Raw genomic sequence first — 17,277 nt, forward strand, 5'->3', positions numbered from 1 at the left:
GTCAGCGCCCCCCGGGTTCGGCGATGGCGGCCCGCATGATCTGACCGGCGATCCGGGCGGCCTCGGCGCTGCCGCCGCTGCCGGCTTCCTCCAGGACGACGCAGACGGCGGAGACCGGCTTGCCCTCGGAGTCGAGGGCGAACCCGATGAACCATCCGTGGTCAGGGCGGTCCGGTGCGGACTGGGCGGTGCCGGTCTTGCCGCCGACGGTGTAGCCGTTGATCCGGGCGTTGCGGCCGGTGCCGTTCTGCACCACGCTCACCATCATGTCCCGCAGGTCGGCGGCGACCTGGCCGCTCACCGGCCGGCGCAGCTCACGCGGGTTGGCGGTGTCGTAGACGGTGGTGCGGTCCGGTGCCAGGAGCTGGCGCACCAGGTACGGCCGCATCTGGCTGCCGCCGTTGGCCACCGCAGCGGCGATCATGGCGCCCTGCAACGGGGTCATCCGCACGTCACGCTGGCCGATGGAGGACTGGGCCAGCGCCGCCGGGTCGGGGCCACCGTCCGGGTTCTCCATGCTGCCGGTGCGGCTGGCCGCCACGCCCAGGCCACTCTCGCCGAGCCGGCCGACGGTCAGGTCCTCCTGCTCGAAGCCGAACTGCTGGGCCTTCTCCTTGAGCACGTCCGGGCCGAGCTGTCCGCCGAGCTTGGCGAACCCGGTGTTGCAGGATTCGGTGACCGCGCTCATCAGGGTCACCTGTGCCTCGGGGCAGATCGACGGCGCCGCGTTGCGGATCGGCTCACCGGAGGTGGGCGGGGTGTAGCTCGACCCGGCCGGGATGTTCGTCTCCTTGGTGATCCCGTTCTCCAGGGCGGCCGCGGCCACCACGATCTTGAAGGTGGAGCCGGGGGGCAGCACCTCGCCGAGCGCCCGGTTCCGCAGCGGCCGTCCCGCGTCCTGCTCCAGCTTGTTGTACGCGCTTGTCGCCTCGTTGCTGTTGTGGCTGGCCAGCGGGTTCGGGTCGAAGCTGGGGATGGAGACCAGCGCCTGCACCGCCCCGGTGGCCGGGTCGATGGCGATCGCCGCGCCCTTGCTCGCCCCGTTGTTGTTGCCGCGCAGCTCGTCGTAGGCGGTGTCCTGGGCCCGCTTCGAGAGGGTCAGCAGCACGTTGCCACCGGCGGTGGTGTCGCCGGTGACCATGTCCCGCAGCCGGTTGACGATGAGCTGGTCGCTGGTGCCGGCGAGGAAGTCGTTCTCGGCACGCTCCAGGCCGGTCGCGGAGCCGTTTACCGGCTCGTACCCGAGCACGTGGGCGTACTTCGCGCCGCCCGGGTAGGTGCGCAGGTACTTCAGCTCGCCGTCGGTCTCCTTGCTGACCGCCAGGGCGGTGCCGCCGGCCTCGATGTTGCCGCGCTTGCGGTCGTACTTGGCGACCTGGACCCGCCCGTTGTAGTCGCTGGTGCGGTACTCGTCGGCCTTGTAGGCCTGAATCCAGTTGAGGTTCGCGAAGAGCAGGCCGAACAGGACGATGACGACGACGCCGACCCGACGCAGGGGTGCGTTCACGGCTTGATCACCTCCGTGGGGGCACCGTGCAGCTGCTCGGGCGGACCGGAGGGCCGGGTCACCTTGCCACCGGCACCGTCGACCGGACGGCGGCCGGCGTCGGAGACACGCAGCAGCACCGCGATGAGCAGCCAGTTCGCCATCAGCGAGGAGCCACCGGCGGAGAGGAACGGCGTGGTCTGACCGGTGAGCGGGATGAGCTTGCTGATCCCGCCGACGATCACGAAGACCTGGAGCGCGAGGGTGAAGGCCAGACCACCGGCGAGCAGCTTGCCGAACGAGTCCCGGACCGCCAGGGCGGCCCGCAGGCCCCGCTCGACGATGAGCAGGTAGATCACCAGTAGCGCGGAGAGGCCGAAGAGGCCGATCTCCTCACCGATGCCGGCGAAGATGAAGTCGTTCTGCACCTCCGGCAGCAGCAGCGGCTGGCCACCGCCCGGCCCGGCACCGAACAGCCCGCCGGAGCCGAGCGCGAGCAGCCCCTGGACCAGCTGGTAGCCGTCGTCGTACGGCTGGGCGAAGGGGTCGAGCCAGATCTGTGCCCGCAGGTAGAAGTTCGCGAACGGACCGCCCACCGCCTCGCCGAGCACGTACGCGAGATAGGCGCCGCCGAAGAAGAGGACCAGGCCGATGAGCAGCCAGCTGACCCGTTCGGTGGCGATGTAGACAGTGGCCACGAACATGCCGAAGTAGAGCAACGAGGTGCCGAGGTCCTTCTCGAAGACGAGGACCAGCAGGCTGATCACCCAGACCACGAGCACCGGGCCGAGGTCGCGTCCGCGCGGGAAGTCGATGCCGAGGAACCGGTGACTCGCCAGCGACAGCACCTCGCGCTTACGCACCAGGTAGTAGGCGAAGAAGACGAGCAGGGCGAGTTTGGCGAACTCGCCGGGCTGGATCGAGAAGCTGCCGATGCGTACCCAGAGCTTCGCACCGTTGATCTCGGAGATGCTGGCCGGCAGCACCGCCGGCAGCATGACCAGCACGATGCCCGCCAGACCGAGGGTGTACGCGTACCGGGAGATCGACCGGTGGTCGCGCATCAGCGCCAGCAGCCCGGCGGCGAGGACCACCGAGATCAACGTCCAGGCCAGCTGCCGACCGCCGATGCCGGCGAAGATGGCCAGGTCGGCCCGCTCCTCGGGGGCCGCATTGGCGAGGTCGAGCCGGCGGAGGAAGCCGACTCCCAGCCCGTTGAGCAGGGCCACCGCCGGCAGCAGCGCCGGATCGGCGAAGGGCGCCAGAAACCGGATCACCAGGTGCATGCCGAGGAAGACCGCGGTGAGCGTGGCGGCCGGCACCCAGAAGCCCGGGGTGACCGTGTCGAGCACGTTCGCCTCGACCATCGCCCCGTACGCGGCGACCAGCGCCATCGCCAGCAGCAGCAGCGACAGTTCGGCGTTACGCCGGGACCGGGCCATGCGTACGCCGGGTCGCTCGCCCGCGGTCGCGGGCGAGGAAGCCGGGGTGGCCGGTGCGGTCACGATCGTCCTCGGGTCGGAGCCGGTGCCTACTCGGGCGACCGGCAGGCCGCCGGATCGACCGTGGGCGTGAAGGTGTCGACGGGCGGCGCGTCGGGGGTGCTGTCCGGTGCGGCGACGGAGGTGGTGCCGGCGGGCGTGCCGCTCGGTGTGGCCGTGGCGCCGCCCCGCGGTGACGGCGATGAGCTGCCCACCTGGCTGGGTGAGCCGGCCGGAACACTCGGCGTCGGAGACGGCGAACCCACCACCGAGGGCGTGGGGCTCGGCGTCGGCGGGCAGATCGGCTTGAGGTTCACGTTCGTCGGGCTGTCCATCGTCAGCTCCGCCAGCCGTCGTTCCGCGTCCGGTTCGCTCTTGGCCGGGATACCCTGCTTGACCTGCTCCTGCGCGGCCAGGGTGAGGTCGTCCAGCTGTGCGCTGCTCTCGGAGTGCACGCTGGAGAGATCCATTCCGGCGATCTGGCCCTGGATCCCCCGGAACACGGCCACCTGGCCGTTCTCCGTCGCGCCCACGTAGTACTGGCGCTGGGTGTAGCTCCAGCCGGCGAACACCCCGCCACCGACGATCACCATCAGGGCTGTCGTCATCGCGAGCGCACGCAACGGACGGCGACGCGCCTCGGGCTCGTCGTCGTTGTTCGCGGCGGACTCGTCGGGGGTCGCGGGCCGGGGCGCGGAGAGCGCCGAGGCACGAGCCGCCGGGGTGGAGACGTCCGCCGAGGTGGCCATCCCCCGGTCCCGGGCCGCCGCACCGCCGACGATCGGCGCCGCCTCGACGATGTCCCGGTCGGTGGCGTCGGCGATGATCACAGTGATGTTGTCCGGGCCGCCACCGCGCAGGGCGAGCTGGACGAGTCGCTCGACGCACTGCTGCGGGTCGGCGTACTCCCGCATGGTCTCGCCGATGGTCTCCGCGCTCACCACGCCGGAGAGCCCGTCGGAGCAGATCAGATACCTGTCGCCGGGCAGCACCTGCCGGACCGAGTACTCCGGGTCGATGTCGCGGCCGTCCAGGGCCCGCGTGAGCAACGAGCGCTGCGGGTGGCTGCTCGCCTCCTCCGGGCTGATCCGGCCCTCGTCGACGAGCATCTGGACGTAGGTGTCGTCCTTGGTGATCTGCGCGAACTCTCCGTCGCGCAGGAGATAGGCCCGCGAGTCGCCGATGTGGACCATGCCCAGCTTGCTGCCGGAGAAGAGGGTCGCGGTAAGCGTGGTGCCCATCCCCTCCAACTGGGGGTTGGCCTCCACCGTCTCGCGGAGTTGCTGGTTGGCGGTGCCCACCGCGGAGCGGAGCGCGTCGACCAGGGCGTCACCTGGGACGTCCTCGTCCAGTGGCGCCATGGCACCGATGACGATGTTGCTGGCGACGTCACCGGCGGCCATGCCGCCCATGCCGTCGGCAACGGCGAGTAGCCGCGGCCCGGCGTAGACGGAATCCTGATTACCGTCTCGGATCAGACCGCGGTCGCTGTGGGCCGCATAGCGCAGGGTCAGAGTCATGGCCGTAATTCGAGAGAGGTGCGGCCGATCCGGATCGGCACGCCGAGGGGGACGGGGGTCGGTCCGGTGACCTTAGCGCGATCCAGGTACGTCCCGTTAGTCGAACCGAGGTCCTCGACGAACCACTGCCCGTCACGCGGTACGAGCCGGGCGTGTCGCGCGGACGCGTAGTCGTCGGTGATGACGAGGGTGGAGTCCTCGGCACGACCGATCGTTATCTGCGCCTCACCCAACGTGATCCGGGTGCCGGCCAACTGACCTGCGGTCACCACCAGCTGGTGTGCCGCCCGCCCCCGCTTCACCTTCGCCGGCTTCGCCGTCGCCTGACCTGTCGACGCGCCCACCGTCCGGGGCGCGGCCACCAGTCGACCCGAGCGGGCCCCCGCGAAGAGGTCCCGGCGGATGACGCCGACCACCGTGAACACGAAGATCCACAGCAGGACGAGAAATCCGAACCGGGCAACGGTGATAACGAGTTCCGGCAAGGCGGATCAGCCGTCCACGCGGAAGGTCAGGGTGGTCGTACCGAGCTGGATCATGTCACCGGGGTTCAACGCCACCGCGGAGACCCGCTGGCCGTTGACCATGGTGCCGTTGGTCGAGCCGAGATCGGTGAGCACCACCTGCCCACCGTCGAAGTCCAGCCGGGCGTGTCGCCGGGAGATGCCGACGTCCGGCAGGCGCAGGTTGGCCTGGTCACCACGACCGATCACGGTCGAGCCCATCTGCAGCGGGTAGGTGCGACCGTCGCCGGAGACCAGTCGGATGTTGCGCCCACCGCCGTGACCCGGCGGCGGGCCGTAGCCGCCACCCTGGTCGTAGGACGGGTAGCCGGGCGGGCCGGCGTCGTATCCGGGCGGGCCGGCGTCGTAGCCGGGCGCCGAAACCGGGGCGACCTCGCCACCGGTGTAGACCTCCGCGGTGACCCGGAACATACCGGTGTCCAGTCCTTCACCGCGCTCGATCTCGACGATCACGTCTCCGTAGACCGTCCAGGCCTGCTCGCCGATGAACTCCGCCTGCGACTGGGCCAGCTCCTGGGCCAGCGCGGCGGCGTACGGCGCCAGCCGACTGTGGTCGTACGGGGAGAGATCGATCACGTAGCGGTTGGGCACCAACGTGCGCCCACCAGCCAGGATGGCCTTGTGTGCCTCGGCCTCCCGCTGCATGGCGTTGAGGATCTCCACGGGGTGGACCACCCCTTTGAAGACCTTGGCGAAAGCCCCTTCGACCAGGCCTTCCAGACGCTTCTCGAAGCGTTGCAGCACGCTCACCGGCTCCTCCTCGGGTCCCGAGGACATGATGGTATCCGTCCAGAGCGCACGCAGCTCACACGCCGCTCGGCCGGCAGGCCACGGCCCGTTCGGACGGCCTCTGATTGTCGTGCTACTCTTTCGTCCGCCACGAACGGTAACCGCTGCCCGCAGCGAAAGCCATTCGTGGCGACAGACCAAGGTCACGTAGTATGGCCGAGGCCCGCCGGTGACCGGCGGCGCTCGGTCCAGACCACGTACATCCGAGGTCGGGCCACGGGGAAGTGGCGGAATGGCAGACGCGCACGGTTCAGGTCCGTGTGTCCGAAAGGACGTGGGGGTTCAACTCCCCCCTTCCCCACCACAGACGAGGGCTCCGCGGACGCGGGGCCCTCGCTCCGTATCGGGGCGTGCCGGACGTCACGCTATGCTCCGATGGTTTCTGCCTCCGACGCACCAGGAGTGGCATGTGAGTGTCGCATTCGTGACCGGGTCGGGCGGGCTGATCGGCTCCGAGGCGGTCCGGCACTTCGCCGGCCTCGGTCTCGACGTCGTCGGCATCGACAACGACATGCGGCAGGAGTTCTTCGGCGAGGAGGCGTCCACCGCGTGGAACGTCCGCCGGCTGACCGACGAGCTGGGTGAGGCGTACTCCCACCACAGCATCGACATCCGGGACCGGGCGGCGCTCGGCGCGCTGTTCGGCCGGTACGGTCGGGACGTGGCTGTGGTGATCCACACTGCCGCGCAGCCCTCGCACGACTGGGCGGTGCGCGATCCGTTCACCGACTTCGACGTGAACGCCGCCGGCACCCTCAACGTCCTGCAGAGCGTCCGGGAACACTGCATCGACGCCCCGGTCATCCACTGCTCCACGAACAAGGTGTACGGCGACCGGCCGAACAGCCTGCCCCTGGTGGAGCTGGAGACCCGCTGGGAGATCGAGCCGGGTCACCCGTACGAGCAGGGCATCCGTGAGGACATGTCGATCGACGCCTGCCTGCACTCGATCTTCGGGGCCTCGAAGGTGGCGGCGGACGTCATGGTGCAGGAGTACGGCCGCTACTTCGGCATGAAGACGGCCTGCTTCCGGGGCGGGACGCTGACCGGGCCGGCGCACTCGGCGACCGAGTTGCACGGCTTCCTCGGCTACGTGATGCGGGCGAACATGGAACGCCGCACGTACAAGATCTTCGGTTACCAGGGCAAGCAGGTCCGCGACGCCATCCACAGCTCGGACGTGGTCTCCGCATTCGAGGCGTTCTTCCGCAACCCCCGCTCGGCCGCCGTTTACAACCTCGGCGGAGGCCGGCACTCGAACACCTCCAACCGGGAGGCGTTCACGCTGGCCGAGCAGATCACCGGCCAGGAAATGATCACCGAATACGTCGAGGCCAACCGGATCGGCGACCACAAGTGGTGGATCGGCTCCAATGAGGCGTTCCAGGCCGACTACCCGGACTGGAAGCAGGTGTACGACGTACCAATGATCATGCGAGAGATCTACGAGGCCAACGTGGACAAGTGGGTGCCGGGAGCATGACCAAGAAGAACGTGCTCGGCGTCCTGGTCGATGCGACCGACTACGCCGAGGCCACCGAGCAGGTGGTGGCCGCCGCCCAGGAGCGTCGGCCGTTGGCGCTGACCGCGCTGGCCGTGCACGGCGTGATGACCGGCGTGCTGGACCGGGCCCACAACGCCCGGCTCAACTCCTTCGACGTGGTGACGCCGGACGGTCAGCCGGTGCGCTGGGCACTGAACCTGCTGCACGGTGCCGGGCTCACCGATCGGGTCTACGGGCCGACGCTGACCCTGCACGTGCTCTCCCGCTTCGCCGACGAGGGGCTTCCGGTCTACCTGTACGGGTCGACCGAGGAGACGCTCGCCCGGCTGATCCCGGCGCTGGAGCGGATGTTCCCGGCCCTGAAGATCGCCGGGGTGGAGGCGTCCAAGTTCCGCGGCGTGCAGCCGGGTGAGGACGTCGACATCGCCGAGCGGATCAAGGCCAGCGGTGCCCGGCTGGTCCTGGTCGGGCTCGGTTGCCCCCGGCAGGAGATCTTCACGTACGCGATGCGCCCGCTGCTGGACATGCCGATGATGGCGGTCGGCGCGGCCTTCGACTATCACGCGGGCCTGCTGCGTCAGCCGCCGCCGTGGATGCAGCGCGCCGGACTGGAGTGGTTCTGGCGCCTCGGCCTGGAGCCCAAGCGCCTGTGGCGGCGCTACGTGATCCTGAACCCCGCGTACCTGGGTCGCCTGTTCGCCCAGAAGACCGGGCTGTGGAAGGCCCGCCCGCCCGCGCCGGCCACCGAACGCCCGACCGAGTTCGCGGTCTGACCCGACCCGACGAACGGGCCCCGGCGCTGTGCCGGGGCCCGTTCGCTGTCCGGACGTCAGAGCGTCAACGTCCAGGTGTTGATGTAGCCGGTGTCACCGCCGTAGACGTCGCGGACCTGTAGGCGCCAGGTGCCGTTCGCCGCCTCGCTGGACAGGTTCACCGTGTACGTGGTGTTCACGTTGTCCGTGCCGTCGAAGATGCTGCTGTTCTTCAGCCGGTAGGACGAGCCGTCCGGGGCGAGCAGGTCGATGACCAGGTCGCCACGGTAGGTGTGCACGATGTTCACCGCGACGGTCGAGGCCGACGAGGCGTTCCGGTTGCAGCCGGAAATCGTGATCGAGCTGGTCACCGCCGAGCCGGCGTCCGGGATCGACACGTCGGTGCCGTTGGTCCCGGAGCAGCCGCCGCCACCGCTGCCGGTCACCGTAAGCGTGTACGTCGCGCTTCTGGTGCCGGAGGCCGCGGTCCCGGTGACGGTCACCGGGTACGTGCCGGCGGGCGTGCTGGCCGAGGTGCTGATGGTGAGCGTGGACGACCCGCCCGAGGTGACGGTGGCCGGGCTGAACGAGGCGGTCGCCCCGGACGGCAGGCCGCTGGCCGAGAGGCTCACCGACTGCGCGGAGCCGTTGGTGGTGGCTGTCGCCACGGTGGCGGTCGCCGAGCTGCCCGCCGCGACCGAGCCGGAGGTCGGCGACACCGAGACCGAGAAGTCGTTCGTCGGCGGCGGGGTGCTGCCGTTGACCACGTAGAGCAGCTGGTTCGGGGTTCCCGTGCCGACGTTCGAGATCACGTTCGGGGTGGAGTTGTTCACCAGGTAGTCCCGGACCTGCTGGGGCGTCCAGGACGGGTTGGCCGAGAGCACCAGCGCCGCCACACCGGCGACGTGCGGCGACGCCATCGACGTGCCGCTGATGGTGTTCGTCGCGGTGTCGTTCGTGTGCCAGGCGGAGGTGATGCTCACCCCCGGGGCGAGGATGTCCACACAGGTGCCGAAGTTGGAGAAGCTCGCGGCGGCGTCGTTGTTCTGGGTGGCGCCGACGGTGATCGCCGGTGCGGCCCGGGCCGGCGAGTAGTTGCAGGCGTTCTGCCGCTGGCCCAGGGCGTTGCCGTTGCCGGCGGCCACCGCGTACGTGACGCCGGAGTTGATGGAGTTGATCACCGCGTTGTCGACGGAGGTGTTCGCCCCGCCGCCGAGGCTCATGTTCGCGACGGCCGGCTTCACCGCGTTGGCGGTGACCCAGTCGATACCGGCGATGACGCCGGCGTTGGTGCCGCTGCCGGAGCAGTTGAGCACCTTGACCGCCACCAGGCGGGTCGCCTTGGCCACGCCGTACGCCGAGCCGCCGACCGTGCCCGCGACGTGCGTGCCGTGGCCGTTGCAGTCGGTGTTGTTGGAGTCGACGGTGTTGGTGCCCCAGGTCGCCCGACCGCCGAAGTCCGAGTGCGTGGTCCGGATGCCGGTGTCGATGACGTACGAGGTCACGTTCGTGGCCGTGTTGGGGTACGTGTACGAGCTGTTCAGCGGCAGGTTCCGCTGATCGATCCGGTCCAGGCCCCAGGACGGGGGGTTCGTCTGGGTGCCGGCGATGGAGACGACGTGGTTCTGTTCGACGTACGCGACAGCGGGGTCCGCCGCGATGCGCGCCGCGGCCCGCGCGCTGACCCGCAACTCGGCGCCCCGGACAGCCGCGGTGTAGGTCCGGGCCGTCGCACCGCCGTGCCGGCGCAGCAGCCGGTCCACGGAGGAACCGACTGTCGTACGGCTGACCTCGCTGTCCTTGAACACGACGATGTAGCTGCCTTCGACGGCGGTTGCGCCGCCGGCGCTTCGGACGGTGCCGACCGGTTCGGCCGCCATGGCCGGCGTGGCCGCCGCCACCATGGCCAGCGTGGCCAACCCGACGAACACGGATCTCTGTGGAAGAGCCATCTTCCTACCTCCCTCCGACCGGCATCGACCGTCCACCTGCTCGTGGCAGATTGATCGATGAATGCCGATCAAGGTGAGGGTAGTTGGATGTGTGCGGACAGTTGAACATGCCGGATCCCTCATAACACTGGCGAGATGGTTCCCCTACGGGGGACGGGTACGGGACGAACGGGGGGTGGGCCCGGATTCGGCGAGCGTGAATTCGGGCAAGGCTGATGGACATGCAGAGCCATCTCGCCCTCCTGCTTCCGGTCGCCGCCGTCTGGTGGACCGCCGGCTATCTCGCGGACGGGCTACCCCGCCTGAACCACGCTCGCGAGCTGCGCCAGCACACCGGCTGGCTGCTCACCCTCACGCTGACCGGGCTCGGTCTGACGGTGGCTCTGCCGATCGCCGGGCTGGCCACCGTCGGGCCGACCCTGGCGGATCGAGCCGCCGACGGGCTGGCGCTCGCTGCCGTGCCCGCCCTGCTGGTGGCCGCCTGCACCGTGCGCCGGCTGCGCCGGCTGTGGGCCGGAGCCGGCGCGCTGGCCGTCGCCGCCGGGACACCGGCCCCGCACGGACTGCGCGCCGCCGCCGCACACCCGCTGCTCGGACTGCCGTTGCAGGTGACCGGGTTGGCGCTGCTGCCGGCCGTGGTCGCGGCCAGCGGCGCCGGCCAACTCCTCGGGCCTTCGGCGACCGGGCCGGCGATCACCGTCGCGGCGCTGGCCGTCGCGGCGATCGGCGTACGCCACGCGCTGCGCCACAACCGGCTCGCCGAGCGGGCCATGCCCGAGCGGGTGTCGTCACCGCGCCCGGCCGGCGCCCTGCACGTATAGCAGTTCCAGGATCGCCCTGGTCGCCTCGAACCAGCGGTCGAGCCACCCGGGCGGCGGCACGCTGCCCCTGGGTGGCAGCTCCATCAACAGGCCACGCAGCAGCGGATGGTCCACGAGGGAGCCGTCATCCACAGTCGACCACCCGGCCGCCGGGAAGGACGGCTCGGTGAGCGGATTCGGGTCCAGCGACGGCAGGGTGAGCGGCGACGGCGGCTCCGTCGCCGCCGGGGTCTCCCGGCCCGCGTGCTCGGTCTCGGCCGACACCACCTCGGTCAGTACGGTGTCCCGCCGGGCCCCGCGATACTTGCCGCCGAACCGTTCCGGCTTTCCCGGTCCGTTGGTGAGGTTCTCCGACCCGATACTCGTCATCCGTCTCGCCTGCCTCGCTCGGTTACCCGCCCTGCCGGGGGGATGTCGACCAGCGCGTACCGAGAGGTACAACGAGACGGGCACGATGTGGCGACGGCAGCTGGCGGAGCACGCTTCCGCGACGAGGTCACGACAGCAGGATCCCCGCCCGGCCGTTGGCCGAACGGGGATCCGTCGTCACCGTCCCCGGGCGTCAGGCCCGGGGGAACGCGCCGTCCCTGGTGCTGGCGACGAAAGCGTGCCAGTCACCCGGTGCGAAGACCAGGGCCGGTCCGGCCTTGTCCTTCGAGTCCCGGACGCCGACCGCCCCGGTCACGTACGCCACCTCAACGCAGTTGTCACAGTTCGGTCCGCTCTTCGAACTCTTGAACCATGTCGCCTGCGTCAGGTTCACGGAGAATCCTTGCGTCGCCACTTCCACAACGGCTCCTCTGCCAGTCTCGCGATGTACTCGACGGACTCCTCCGGACGCTTGGCCGCTGCTCGAATGTGATCGAAGATGAAGCTGTACTTCTGTAGTTCGTCGCTTTTCTCCAGGAAAAGCCCACCCGTGGCGTTCTCCGCGTACACGACATCCGGATCACCGGCTTCGGGGAAGCTGAGGATCGTGAAGGTGCCATCCATGCCGGCGTGCGCTCCCACCTCGAAGGGCAGGACCTGCAGCGTCACGTTCGGCAGCTGGGCCACCTCCACCAACCGTAGGAGCTGGTCACGCATGACCGTGTCCCCGCCCACCGGACGGCTCAACACCGCCTCATCGAGCACCACCCACAGATCGACCGGATCATCCTGGGTCAACAACGACTGACGACCGAGTCGGACACGCACTCTTTGCTGTACCTGCTCCGGGCTGAAATCGGGACGGGCCGCGCGGATCATCGCGCTGGCGTAGTCCTCGGTCTCCAGCAGCCCCGGCACCACCTGCTGCTCGTACGCCCGGATCGAACTGGCCGCCGCCTCCAGGCCGACGTACGCCCCGACCAGCACCGTGCTGTAGGGGTGCCACCAGCCCTTCTGCCGCGCCTCACGGGCGATCTGCACCAGCTCGTCGCTCTCGGCACCGACCACTCCGTAGATCCGGAGCATGTCCCGCACGTCCCGCGGAGTCGCGGTGGTGTGGCCCGTCTCGATCCGCGAAATCTTGGAGGCCGAGCACTCCAACTGCTCCGCCACGGCCTCGATGGTGATGCCGGCGGCCTCGCGCTGGCGGCGCAGTTCCGCGCCGAGCCGGCGCCGCCGGATGGTCGGGCTGCGCCGCTCGCTCACCGTGTCACCTCTCCGCTTCGACGCGCCGCTCTCCCCGCCCGCCCACGGCGCGATCCCCCCGGCGAACGTTCGCGGCGTGGATGGTGCCGGTCCTCGGCCGGCCGCGGCGGCGAAGCCGGCTCTCAGTGTGCCGCCCGGGTGCCGGCGCGTTCAAGCGCCGTTTCGCGCGAGCCGCTCACGTATCGGCAAAAGTCGACGTGCAACTTGCATGAAGCACGCTCCTGATGCACTCTGTCCGTATGACCCGGGTTACTGACCGTCTCCGATCCGTCTCCACGAGTGATCATCACCGTGGAGAAGTGGGTCGCCGGCACTCCCGGTCGTCACCTGCCGGCACGGCCCCCGGGATCGGGAGCCGCTCGCCCACGTCTGACGGCGACGGCCACGGCGACACCTCCTGATCAGCCGACCGATCGCACAGGAGCTTCGCCACCAGCAGCTCCGCACTGACGGACCGCGCCACCGGCCCCGGCTCCCGAGACACGACCTCGGTGCCGGAGCCGAAAAACCCCCATCATCCTTAGCCGGCCCTTCCCCGCCGGCCGACCCTTCCAGGAGCCCATGTGCTTCCCCGCTCCGGTGACGTACTGCACGTGACACGCGCGGCGAGTGTCCAGTTCCTCAGGCCCATCCTGTTCCGAGTGATCCGGGTACTCGACCGGTCAACCTACGACGGCTGGCTCTGGCTCGAAGGCTACGAGTTGAACGCGGCGGGGGACGCGGTCAACCGTCGGTCGATCTTCGTCCAGCGGGCCGGGCTGCAGCAGGTCCAGGCCGCCCCGCAGCCGCGTCCACACACCGTACGTTCGGCCCGCCGGCCGACCGTCCGGACTCCGGTCCGGGTGCACTGAGCATCACGGACGACCGCCTGCGTTCAGCTTGAAAAGGATTCGGGGGGCATGCCGCAGACATAGAATCGGTATGCCCACCCCGGCATGTCTCCACCCCGCGCCTCCCGGACCCCGAACCTGGGATGGCCATGGTCAATATGTCCGCGCGGGAGCCACACCGGTCCCGTATCGCCTACACCTTCGGGCTCCTGGCGCTACTTGGTGCCGTCACCACCCTGCTGGTGCTGGGCCGCGATCCGGCCCTGTCGTCCACCCGGCTGGCCGAGCCCGTACCGGCTCCGGAGATCACCGTCGTGGAGAGCGAACCGGTCGAGCCGGACGCCCCAGCCGGCGGCGTCTGGGACGCCTTCGCACAGGACGGCTTCTTCGACCGGCCGGCCGACGGTCCTACCGAGTCCCACGGCGACTCCGAGCAGCCCACGTATCCGACCGATCAGGACGCGCCCGCTCGGGCCACGGGTGATCACAGCCGGGCGGAACTCAGCCGCTCGCTGTTCTGGTCCGGCGTGTTCGGACTGGCGATCTCCCTCGCCGGTCTCGGGCTGGTCGGCACCAGACGCCGCATGTGGTGACCCCGCGGATCAGCCTTCGCCAGCTCGACCTCGCCAGCGGCATCGCCAAGGTGTCGATCACTCGGTGGGGCTCGCCGTGACAGTCGGCTCGGTGGTCGGCTCACCCGTCGTCGGCGACGGACTCGGACCGGCCTCGGCGACCACCAGCCGAACCTCGTCGCCCGCCTCCACCAGTTCGCCGGCCTCCGGATCGGTGGCGATGACGGTCCCCGGCGGCTGGTCCGACGGGCGGTACTCCACCCGATAGTCGAGGTCCAGCCCGTCCAGTGCCGCCCGTGCGGCGGCCTCCGGCAGACCGACGAGCGGCGGTACCGGCACCTGGACCGGGGCGGCACTCGTCGTCGGTGGTGGTGACGGGGACGCGGAGGTCGGCGACGGTGACGCCGTGGTCGGTGGGGCCTGGGTGGTCGGCGAGGGCGACTCCGGCGCCGGTCCCTCGCCGTCGAGCCCCTGGCGGGCCAGCCAGAACCCGCCCCCGATCAGGCTGAGCAGGAGCAACAGCAGGACGCCCCAGAGGATCGGCAGCCACCACGGTCGGCCGGGCTGCTCGTCGGCGTACCAGTCGCCACCGGCCAGTTCGCGGTCCACGCCCGGCCGTACCGAGGGCACCTCCGCGCGCCCGGACCAGGCTGCCGGCCCGGGACGCTGGGTCGGCGGCATCGGCGCGGTGGCATCGGCCGGCACCGCCGGCTCGCCGGCTGCGCGGTCCATCGGCGCGGTCTCGTCGGGAGCGCGCCCGAGCGGCGCGGTCTCGTCCGGTGTCCGCGCCGGCCCATCCGGCGTACGCCCCAGCGGCGCGGTCTCATCCGGCGTACGCCCCAGCGGCGCGGTCTCATCCGGCGTACGCCCCAGCGGCGCGGTCTCGTCGGGCGTACGCCCGAGGGGCGCGGTCTCGTCCGGGTTGTCTCCGGACGGCGGGATGGCCCGGGTCCGATCGTCCGGTTGCCCTTCGGTCGGCTCCTGGCGGTCGTCGCTCATGGCACGTCCTTTCCGCCGGCCGGGCGGGCAACAGGCCCCTCGACGGTCAACCTAGCGGTTCTGCCGGTCATCGGTCCGCATCAGCGTGTCGGGTGCGCGTCACGGCGCCGGCGCGCTCGCGTCCGCGCTCGGCGGAGTACCGCACCAGATCTGGACCACGTCGTTCCACCTGCCGACCGTCCCGCCCGACGGTTGTTGCGACATGACCGCGCCGGAACGCCCGTTGGGATAGCGGGGGGAGAAGCCGTCGTCGACGAGTTCGGCCCCCGCCTCGTTGCACTTCTCACCGATCAGGTCCGGCACCTCGTTGGGCGGTGCGGCCCCAGCCACGTTGACCTTGACGGTGACACCGCGCCGCACCGGCGTACCCGGGGCCGGATCGGTGCTGCGGACGCTGGAACTGTCACCGCTGCCGAAGACGAGCTGCCAGCCCAGGCCCAGTTCCCGCAGCTCGTCCCGGGCCTCCTCGAAGTCCGTGCCGACCAGGTCCGGGACGGTGAGTCCGGTCGGCCGCGACGGGCTGGGGTTGTTGCTCGGCGTGGTCGGGGTGGTCGCCGTCGGCCGGTCACGCGGCGGAGAGGTCCGGACGGCAGGGGTGGGGGTGGGGGTGCCGGTCGCACCGGATGACACCCGGTCAGTGCTCGCCTGGTCGCCGGCGAGCACCCAGCCCCCGGCCGCACCGATGATCGCGAGCAGTACGGCGGCGGCTCCACCGCCGATGATCAGCCTCGTGCGATCGGGGCCGGTGTCACCGCGCCCCGGCCGCCCGTCCCTGGTCCCGTCCGTCATCCCGCCCACCACCTCATCACCCGCGACCGTAGCGACCGGGGCCAAGCACTGTCCGTAACCGTTTTCTGCCGGTGCCGCGCACGACTCGCCGCACCGACCACAGGACGTTACGCTGCCCGGCATGGCCAGACAGGGCTGGGGAGGATCGATCGCCACCGCGGCCGGCGTGGCAGCCGGTGCCGGGGCCGCCCAACTGGGTTTCGGTTACGGCCTGGGCATTCTCAACTGGGCACCCAACGAGGCGACCGCCGGCACGGCGGCCTGGGTCGCCAGCCTGATCTGGGCCACCTGGATCGCCGCCACCTCGACCATCTTCGGTGCGGTCTGCGCGCAGCGGCTGCACGACCGACGCCGCGCCGCGTCGCCGTCCGACACCGAGGCGGTGGTCAGCGGGTCAGCGACGTCCGAAGCCCCGGTTGCGCCCGCCAGCGAACCGCCGTCCGTCAAGCCGGCCGGTGGCGGGCTCCGGGGAGTCGCGCTGGCCGTGGCCGCCGGCCTCGGCGCGCTGATCACGGTGTTGCTGGTCGCCGTGCCGGCACGGGTCGCGGTGGTGCCGGACACGCCGTCTCCCCGGGACATGGCCGCCGGGTACGCCGCTGTCGGCGTGCTGATCGGCACGCTCGTCGCGGTCTGGGCGCTGCGCTGCCGAGCCGCCGCCACAAACGTCATCGCCACCGCGGGCTGGCTCTGGCTGCTCGCGGTCATCGCCGTCGTCGACTCCGTCCTCGCCGGTCGGGGGCTGACCACCGCACAGCTCGGCATCTGGCAGCTCAGCTCGGACAACGACCAGTTCTGGGTGCGGGACTACTTCTACTGGCCCGGTGCCGTTCTCTCGCTCGGTTCGGCACTGGTGATCGGCGCGCTGGCCGCCCGCAGCGGCGTACGCGCGACCGACCGGCGGGTCGGTGCCACCGCCTCGGGCGCCGCCGGACCGCTGCTGGTGGCCATCGCGTACTTCCTCGCCGTGCCGAGGCTCACCGCGATCAGCCCGGAACAGGTGTCCGCTCACCTGATCGCCCCGTACGCGGTGATCGTCGGCATCGGCGGTTCGGTCCTGGTGGCGGCGCTCGCCCAGCGATCGGCCCGGCTCGCGGAGAGCCGGTCGAGCGGCCCCGGCACCGGCCCGGTGCTGCCCCGGCAACGGGTCGGGGACACCGACCGACTCACGCGCGGGTCCGAGCCGGACACCGACCGACCCGCGCCCGGTGTCGAGCGGTCGACGCCGGGTGCCGGGCGGCTCGCGCCCGGTGCCGAGCGGTCCGCGCCGACTGCCGAGCGATCCGCGCCGGGTGGCGGGCGGCTCGACGAGACGAAATCCGGCGAAGTGACGGAGACCCGGAAGGAAGCCGCCCCCGCCGCACCGAAGCCGGCAGCAGTCAAGCCCGCAGCGCCCAAACCCGCGGCACCGAAGCCCGCAGCACCTGAGCCGAGGGGATCGGCGGAGACAGGTGGGGACACCGGCACCCCGGAGTCCGAGGTGCCGGCCGGCAGCGAGGAGACGCCCGAGGGCGGGGGACGCCGCGTCCGGCCACCGCGACGGGGTCGTTAGTGCGCCTGGATCTTGATGGGGAGCGGCCCTCCGGAGGGCGATCTCCTGTCAGGATCTGGTGAGACTGCCGGACT

At 70.8% G+C, this 17,277-nt stretch carries 17 protein-coding genes and 1 tRNA gene; 7 read left to right on the forward strand and 11 right to left on the reverse strand.

Translation table 11 applies throughout. The features are described from left to right. Position 1 precedes the first annotated feature (1 nt). From AB0I71_RS06200 to AB0I71_RS06220, 5 genes are all read right to left on the reverse strand, one after another. On the reverse strand, positions 2-1,507 hold the full coding sequence (locus AB0I71_RS06200; RefSeq protein ID WP_357582165.1) for a penicillin-binding transpeptidase domain-containing protein: 1,506 nt from the start codon (positions 1,505-1,507) through the stop codon (positions 2-4). Further along, positions 1,504-2,928, reverse strand: a complete 1,425-nt coding sequence (locus tag AB0I71_RS06205; RefSeq protein WP_357582354.1) for an FtsW/RodA/SpoVE family cell cycle protein — start codon at positions 2,926-2,928, stop codon at positions 1,504-1,506. Before AB0I71_RS06205 ends, AB0I71_RS06200 begins: the two co-directional genes overlap by 4 nt. Positions 2,929-3,017: 89 nt before the next feature. Beyond that, positions 3,018-4,487, reverse strand: a complete 1,470-nt coding sequence (locus AB0I71_RS06210) for a protein phosphatase 2C domain-containing protein (RefSeq protein ID WP_357582166.1) — start codon at positions 4,485-4,487, stop codon at positions 3,018-3,020. Continuing rightward, positions 4,484-4,972 carry an FHA domain-containing protein gene (locus AB0I71_RS06215; protein WP_013730762.1) on the reverse strand — a complete coding sequence of 163 codons (489 nt, stop codon included), beginning with the start codon at positions 4,970-4,972 and terminating at the stop codon, positions 4,484-4,486. Before AB0I71_RS06215 ends, AB0I71_RS06210 begins: the two co-directional genes overlap by 4 nt. Before the next feature lie 6 nt (positions 4,973-4,978). Beyond that, positions 4,979-5,788 (reverse strand): DUF3662 and FHA domain-containing protein, encoded by an 810-nt coding sequence (locus AB0I71_RS06220; protein WP_093409193.1) that lies wholly within the window; start codon positions 5,786-5,788, stop codon positions 4,979-4,981. Positions 5,789-6,018: 230 nt separating this feature from the next. Between AB0I71_RS06220 and AB0I71_RS06225 the strand changes: the two genes are divergently transcribed. The 3 genes from AB0I71_RS06225 to AB0I71_RS06235 all read left to right on the forward strand — a co-directional run bounded on the left by AB0I71_RS06225 (position 6,019) and on the right by AB0I71_RS06235 (position 8,077). Continuing rightward, positions 6,019-6,104: transfer RNA gene (locus AB0I71_RS06225), tRNA-Leu, on the forward strand. A gap of 63 nt (positions 6,105-6,167) precedes the next feature. Beyond that, positions 6,168-7,283: an NAD-dependent epimerase/dehydratase family protein gene (locus AB0I71_RS06230; RefSeq protein WP_357582167.1), complete on the forward strand. Its 1,116-nt coding sequence runs from the start codon at positions 6,168-6,170 to the stop codon at positions 7,281-7,283. Further along, entirely contained in the window at positions 7,280-8,077 is a 798-nt protein-coding gene (locus AB0I71_RS06235; RefSeq protein ID WP_357582168.1) for a WecB/TagA/CpsF family glycosyltransferase, read from the forward strand. The genes AB0I71_RS06230 and AB0I71_RS06235 overlap by 4 nt, the downstream gene beginning before the upstream one ends. A gap of 56 nt (positions 8,078-8,133) precedes the next feature. Here AB0I71_RS06235 and AB0I71_RS06240 read toward each other — a convergent pair whose 3' ends face one another. Further along, positions 8,134-10,008 carry a S8 family serine peptidase gene (locus AB0I71_RS06240; RefSeq protein ID WP_357582169.1) on the reverse strand — a complete coding sequence of 625 codons (1,875 nt, stop codon included), beginning with the start codon at positions 10,006-10,008 and terminating at the stop codon, positions 8,134-8,136. A 221-nt stretch (positions 10,009-10,229) separates the two neighbouring features. Here AB0I71_RS06240 and AB0I71_RS06245 point away from each other — a divergent pair, with 221 nt between their 5' ends. Continuing rightward, complete coding sequence (locus tag AB0I71_RS06245) at positions 10,230-10,829, forward strand: hypothetical protein (RefSeq protein ID WP_357582170.1); 600 nt, start codon at positions 10,230-10,232, stop codon at positions 10,827-10,829. Here the strand turns inward: AB0I71_RS06245 and AB0I71_RS06250 are convergent. The 3 genes from AB0I71_RS06250 to AB0I71_RS06260 all read right to left on the reverse strand — a co-directional run bounded on the left by AB0I71_RS06250 (position 10,797) and on the right by AB0I71_RS06260 (position 12,464). Continuing rightward, the gene (locus AB0I71_RS06250; protein ID WP_357582171.1) at positions 10,797-11,198 is read right to left on the reverse strand and encodes a hypothetical protein; all 402 of its coding nucleotides are present in this window, start codon (positions 11,196-11,198) and stop codon (positions 10,797-10,799) included. The two genes, AB0I71_RS06245 and AB0I71_RS06250, sit on opposite strands and share 33 nt — an antisense overlap. Positions 11,199-11,391: 193 nt before the next feature. Beyond that, the gene (locus AB0I71_RS06255; protein WP_099848313.1) at positions 11,392-11,613 is read right to left on the reverse strand and encodes a DUF397 domain-containing protein; all 222 of its coding nucleotides are present in this window, start codon (positions 11,611-11,613) and stop codon (positions 11,392-11,394) included. Next, positions 11,589-12,464, reverse strand: a complete 876-nt coding sequence (locus AB0I71_RS06260; RefSeq protein WP_357582172.1) for a helix-turn-helix transcriptional regulator — start codon at positions 12,462-12,464, stop codon at positions 11,589-11,591. Before AB0I71_RS06260 ends, AB0I71_RS06255 begins: the two co-directional genes overlap by 25 nt. 563 nt (positions 12,465-13,027) lie before the next feature. Here AB0I71_RS06260 and AB0I71_RS06265 point away from each other — a divergent pair. Further along, on the forward strand, positions 13,028-13,315 hold the full coding sequence (locus AB0I71_RS06265) for a hypothetical protein (RefSeq protein WP_357582173.1): 288 nt from the start codon (positions 13,028-13,030) through the stop codon (positions 13,313-13,315). A gap of 128 nt (positions 13,316-13,443) precedes the next feature. Next, positions 13,444-13,887 (forward strand): hypothetical protein, encoded by a 444-nt coding sequence (locus tag AB0I71_RS06270; RefSeq protein ID WP_357582174.1) that lies wholly within the window; start codon positions 13,444-13,446, stop codon positions 13,885-13,887. Between the two features lie 57 nt (positions 13,888-13,944). Here AB0I71_RS06270 and AB0I71_RS06275 read toward each other — a convergent pair whose 3' ends face one another. Beyond that, positions 13,945-14,865 carry a PASTA domain-containing protein gene (locus AB0I71_RS06275; protein WP_357582175.1) on the reverse strand — a complete coding sequence of 307 codons (921 nt, stop codon included), beginning with the start codon at positions 14,863-14,865 and terminating at the stop codon, positions 13,945-13,947. Between the two features lie 99 nt (positions 14,866-14,964). Further along, positions 14,965-15,654 (reverse strand): PASTA domain-containing protein, encoded by a 690-nt coding sequence (locus AB0I71_RS06280; RefSeq protein WP_357582176.1) that lies wholly within the window; start codon positions 15,652-15,654, stop codon positions 14,965-14,967. A gap of 121 nt (positions 15,655-15,775) precedes the next feature. On the opposite strand from AB0I71_RS06280, the gene AB0I71_RS06285 reads away from it, so the two are divergent. Then, positions 15,776-17,203 carry a hypothetical protein gene (locus AB0I71_RS06285; protein WP_357582177.1) on the forward strand — a complete coding sequence of 476 codons (1,428 nt, stop codon included), beginning with the start codon at positions 15,776-15,778 and terminating at the stop codon, positions 17,201-17,203. The last annotated feature ends 74 nt before the right edge of the window (positions 17,204-17,277 follow it).

The sequence above is a fragment of the Micromonospora sp. NPDC049891 genome, assembly GCF_040660295.1.
In the GTDB taxonomy this organism is placed as follows: domain Bacteria; phylum Actinomycetota; class Actinomycetes; order Mycobacteriales; family Micromonosporaceae; genus Micromonospora.

What these genes read in the sequence shown, in the direction of transcription:
- AB0I71_RS06205 (WP_357582354.1), bottom strand. Translation starts at nt 2,928, where the DNA reads ATGGCCCGGTCCCGGCGTAACGCCGAACTGTCGCTGCTGCTGCTGGCG.
- AB0I71_RS06210 (WP_357582166.1), bottom strand. Translation starts at nt 4,487, where the DNA reads ATGACTCTGACCCTGCGCTATGCGGCCCACAGCGACCGCGGTCTGATC.
- AB0I71_RS06220 (WP_093409193.1), bottom strand. Translation starts at nt 5,788, where the DNA reads ATGTCCTCGGGACCCGAGGAGGAGCCGGTGAGCGTGCTGCAACGCTTC.
- AB0I71_RS06230 (WP_357582167.1), top strand. Translation starts at nt 6,168, where the DNA reads ATGCTCCGATGGTTTCTGCCTCCGACGCACCAGGAGTGGCATGTGAGT.
- AB0I71_RS06235 (WP_357582168.1), top strand. Translation starts at nt 7,280, where the DNA reads ATGACCAAGAAGAACGTGCTCGGCGTCCTGGTCGATGCGACCGACTAC.
- AB0I71_RS06240 (WP_357582169.1), bottom strand. Translation starts at nt 10,008, where the DNA reads ATGGCTCTTCCACAGAGATCCGTGTTCGTCGGGTTGGCCACGCTGGCC.
- AB0I71_RS06245 (WP_357582170.1), top strand. Translation starts at nt 10,230, where the DNA reads ATGCAGAGCCATCTCGCCCTCCTGCTTCCGGTCGCCGCCGTCTGGTGG.
- AB0I71_RS06250 (WP_357582171.1), bottom strand. Translation starts at nt 11,198, where the DNA reads ATGACGAGTATCGGGTCGGAGAACCTCACCAACGGACCGGGAAAGCCG.
- AB0I71_RS06270 (WP_357582174.1), top strand. Translation starts at nt 13,444, where the DNA reads ATGGTCAATATGTCCGCGCGGGAGCCACACCGGTCCCGTATCGCCTAC.
- AB0I71_RS06275 (WP_357582175.1), bottom strand. Translation starts at nt 14,865, where the DNA reads ATGAGCGACGACCGCCAGGAGCCGACCGAAGGGCAACCGGACGATCGG.
- AB0I71_RS06280 (WP_357582176.1), bottom strand. Translation starts at nt 15,654, where the DNA reads ATGACGGACGGGACCAGGGACGGGCGGCCGGGGCGCGGTGACACCGGC.
- AB0I71_RS06285 (WP_357582177.1), top strand. Translation starts at nt 15,776, where the DNA reads ATGGCCAGACAGGGCTGGGGAGGATCGATCGCCACCGCGGCCGGCGTG.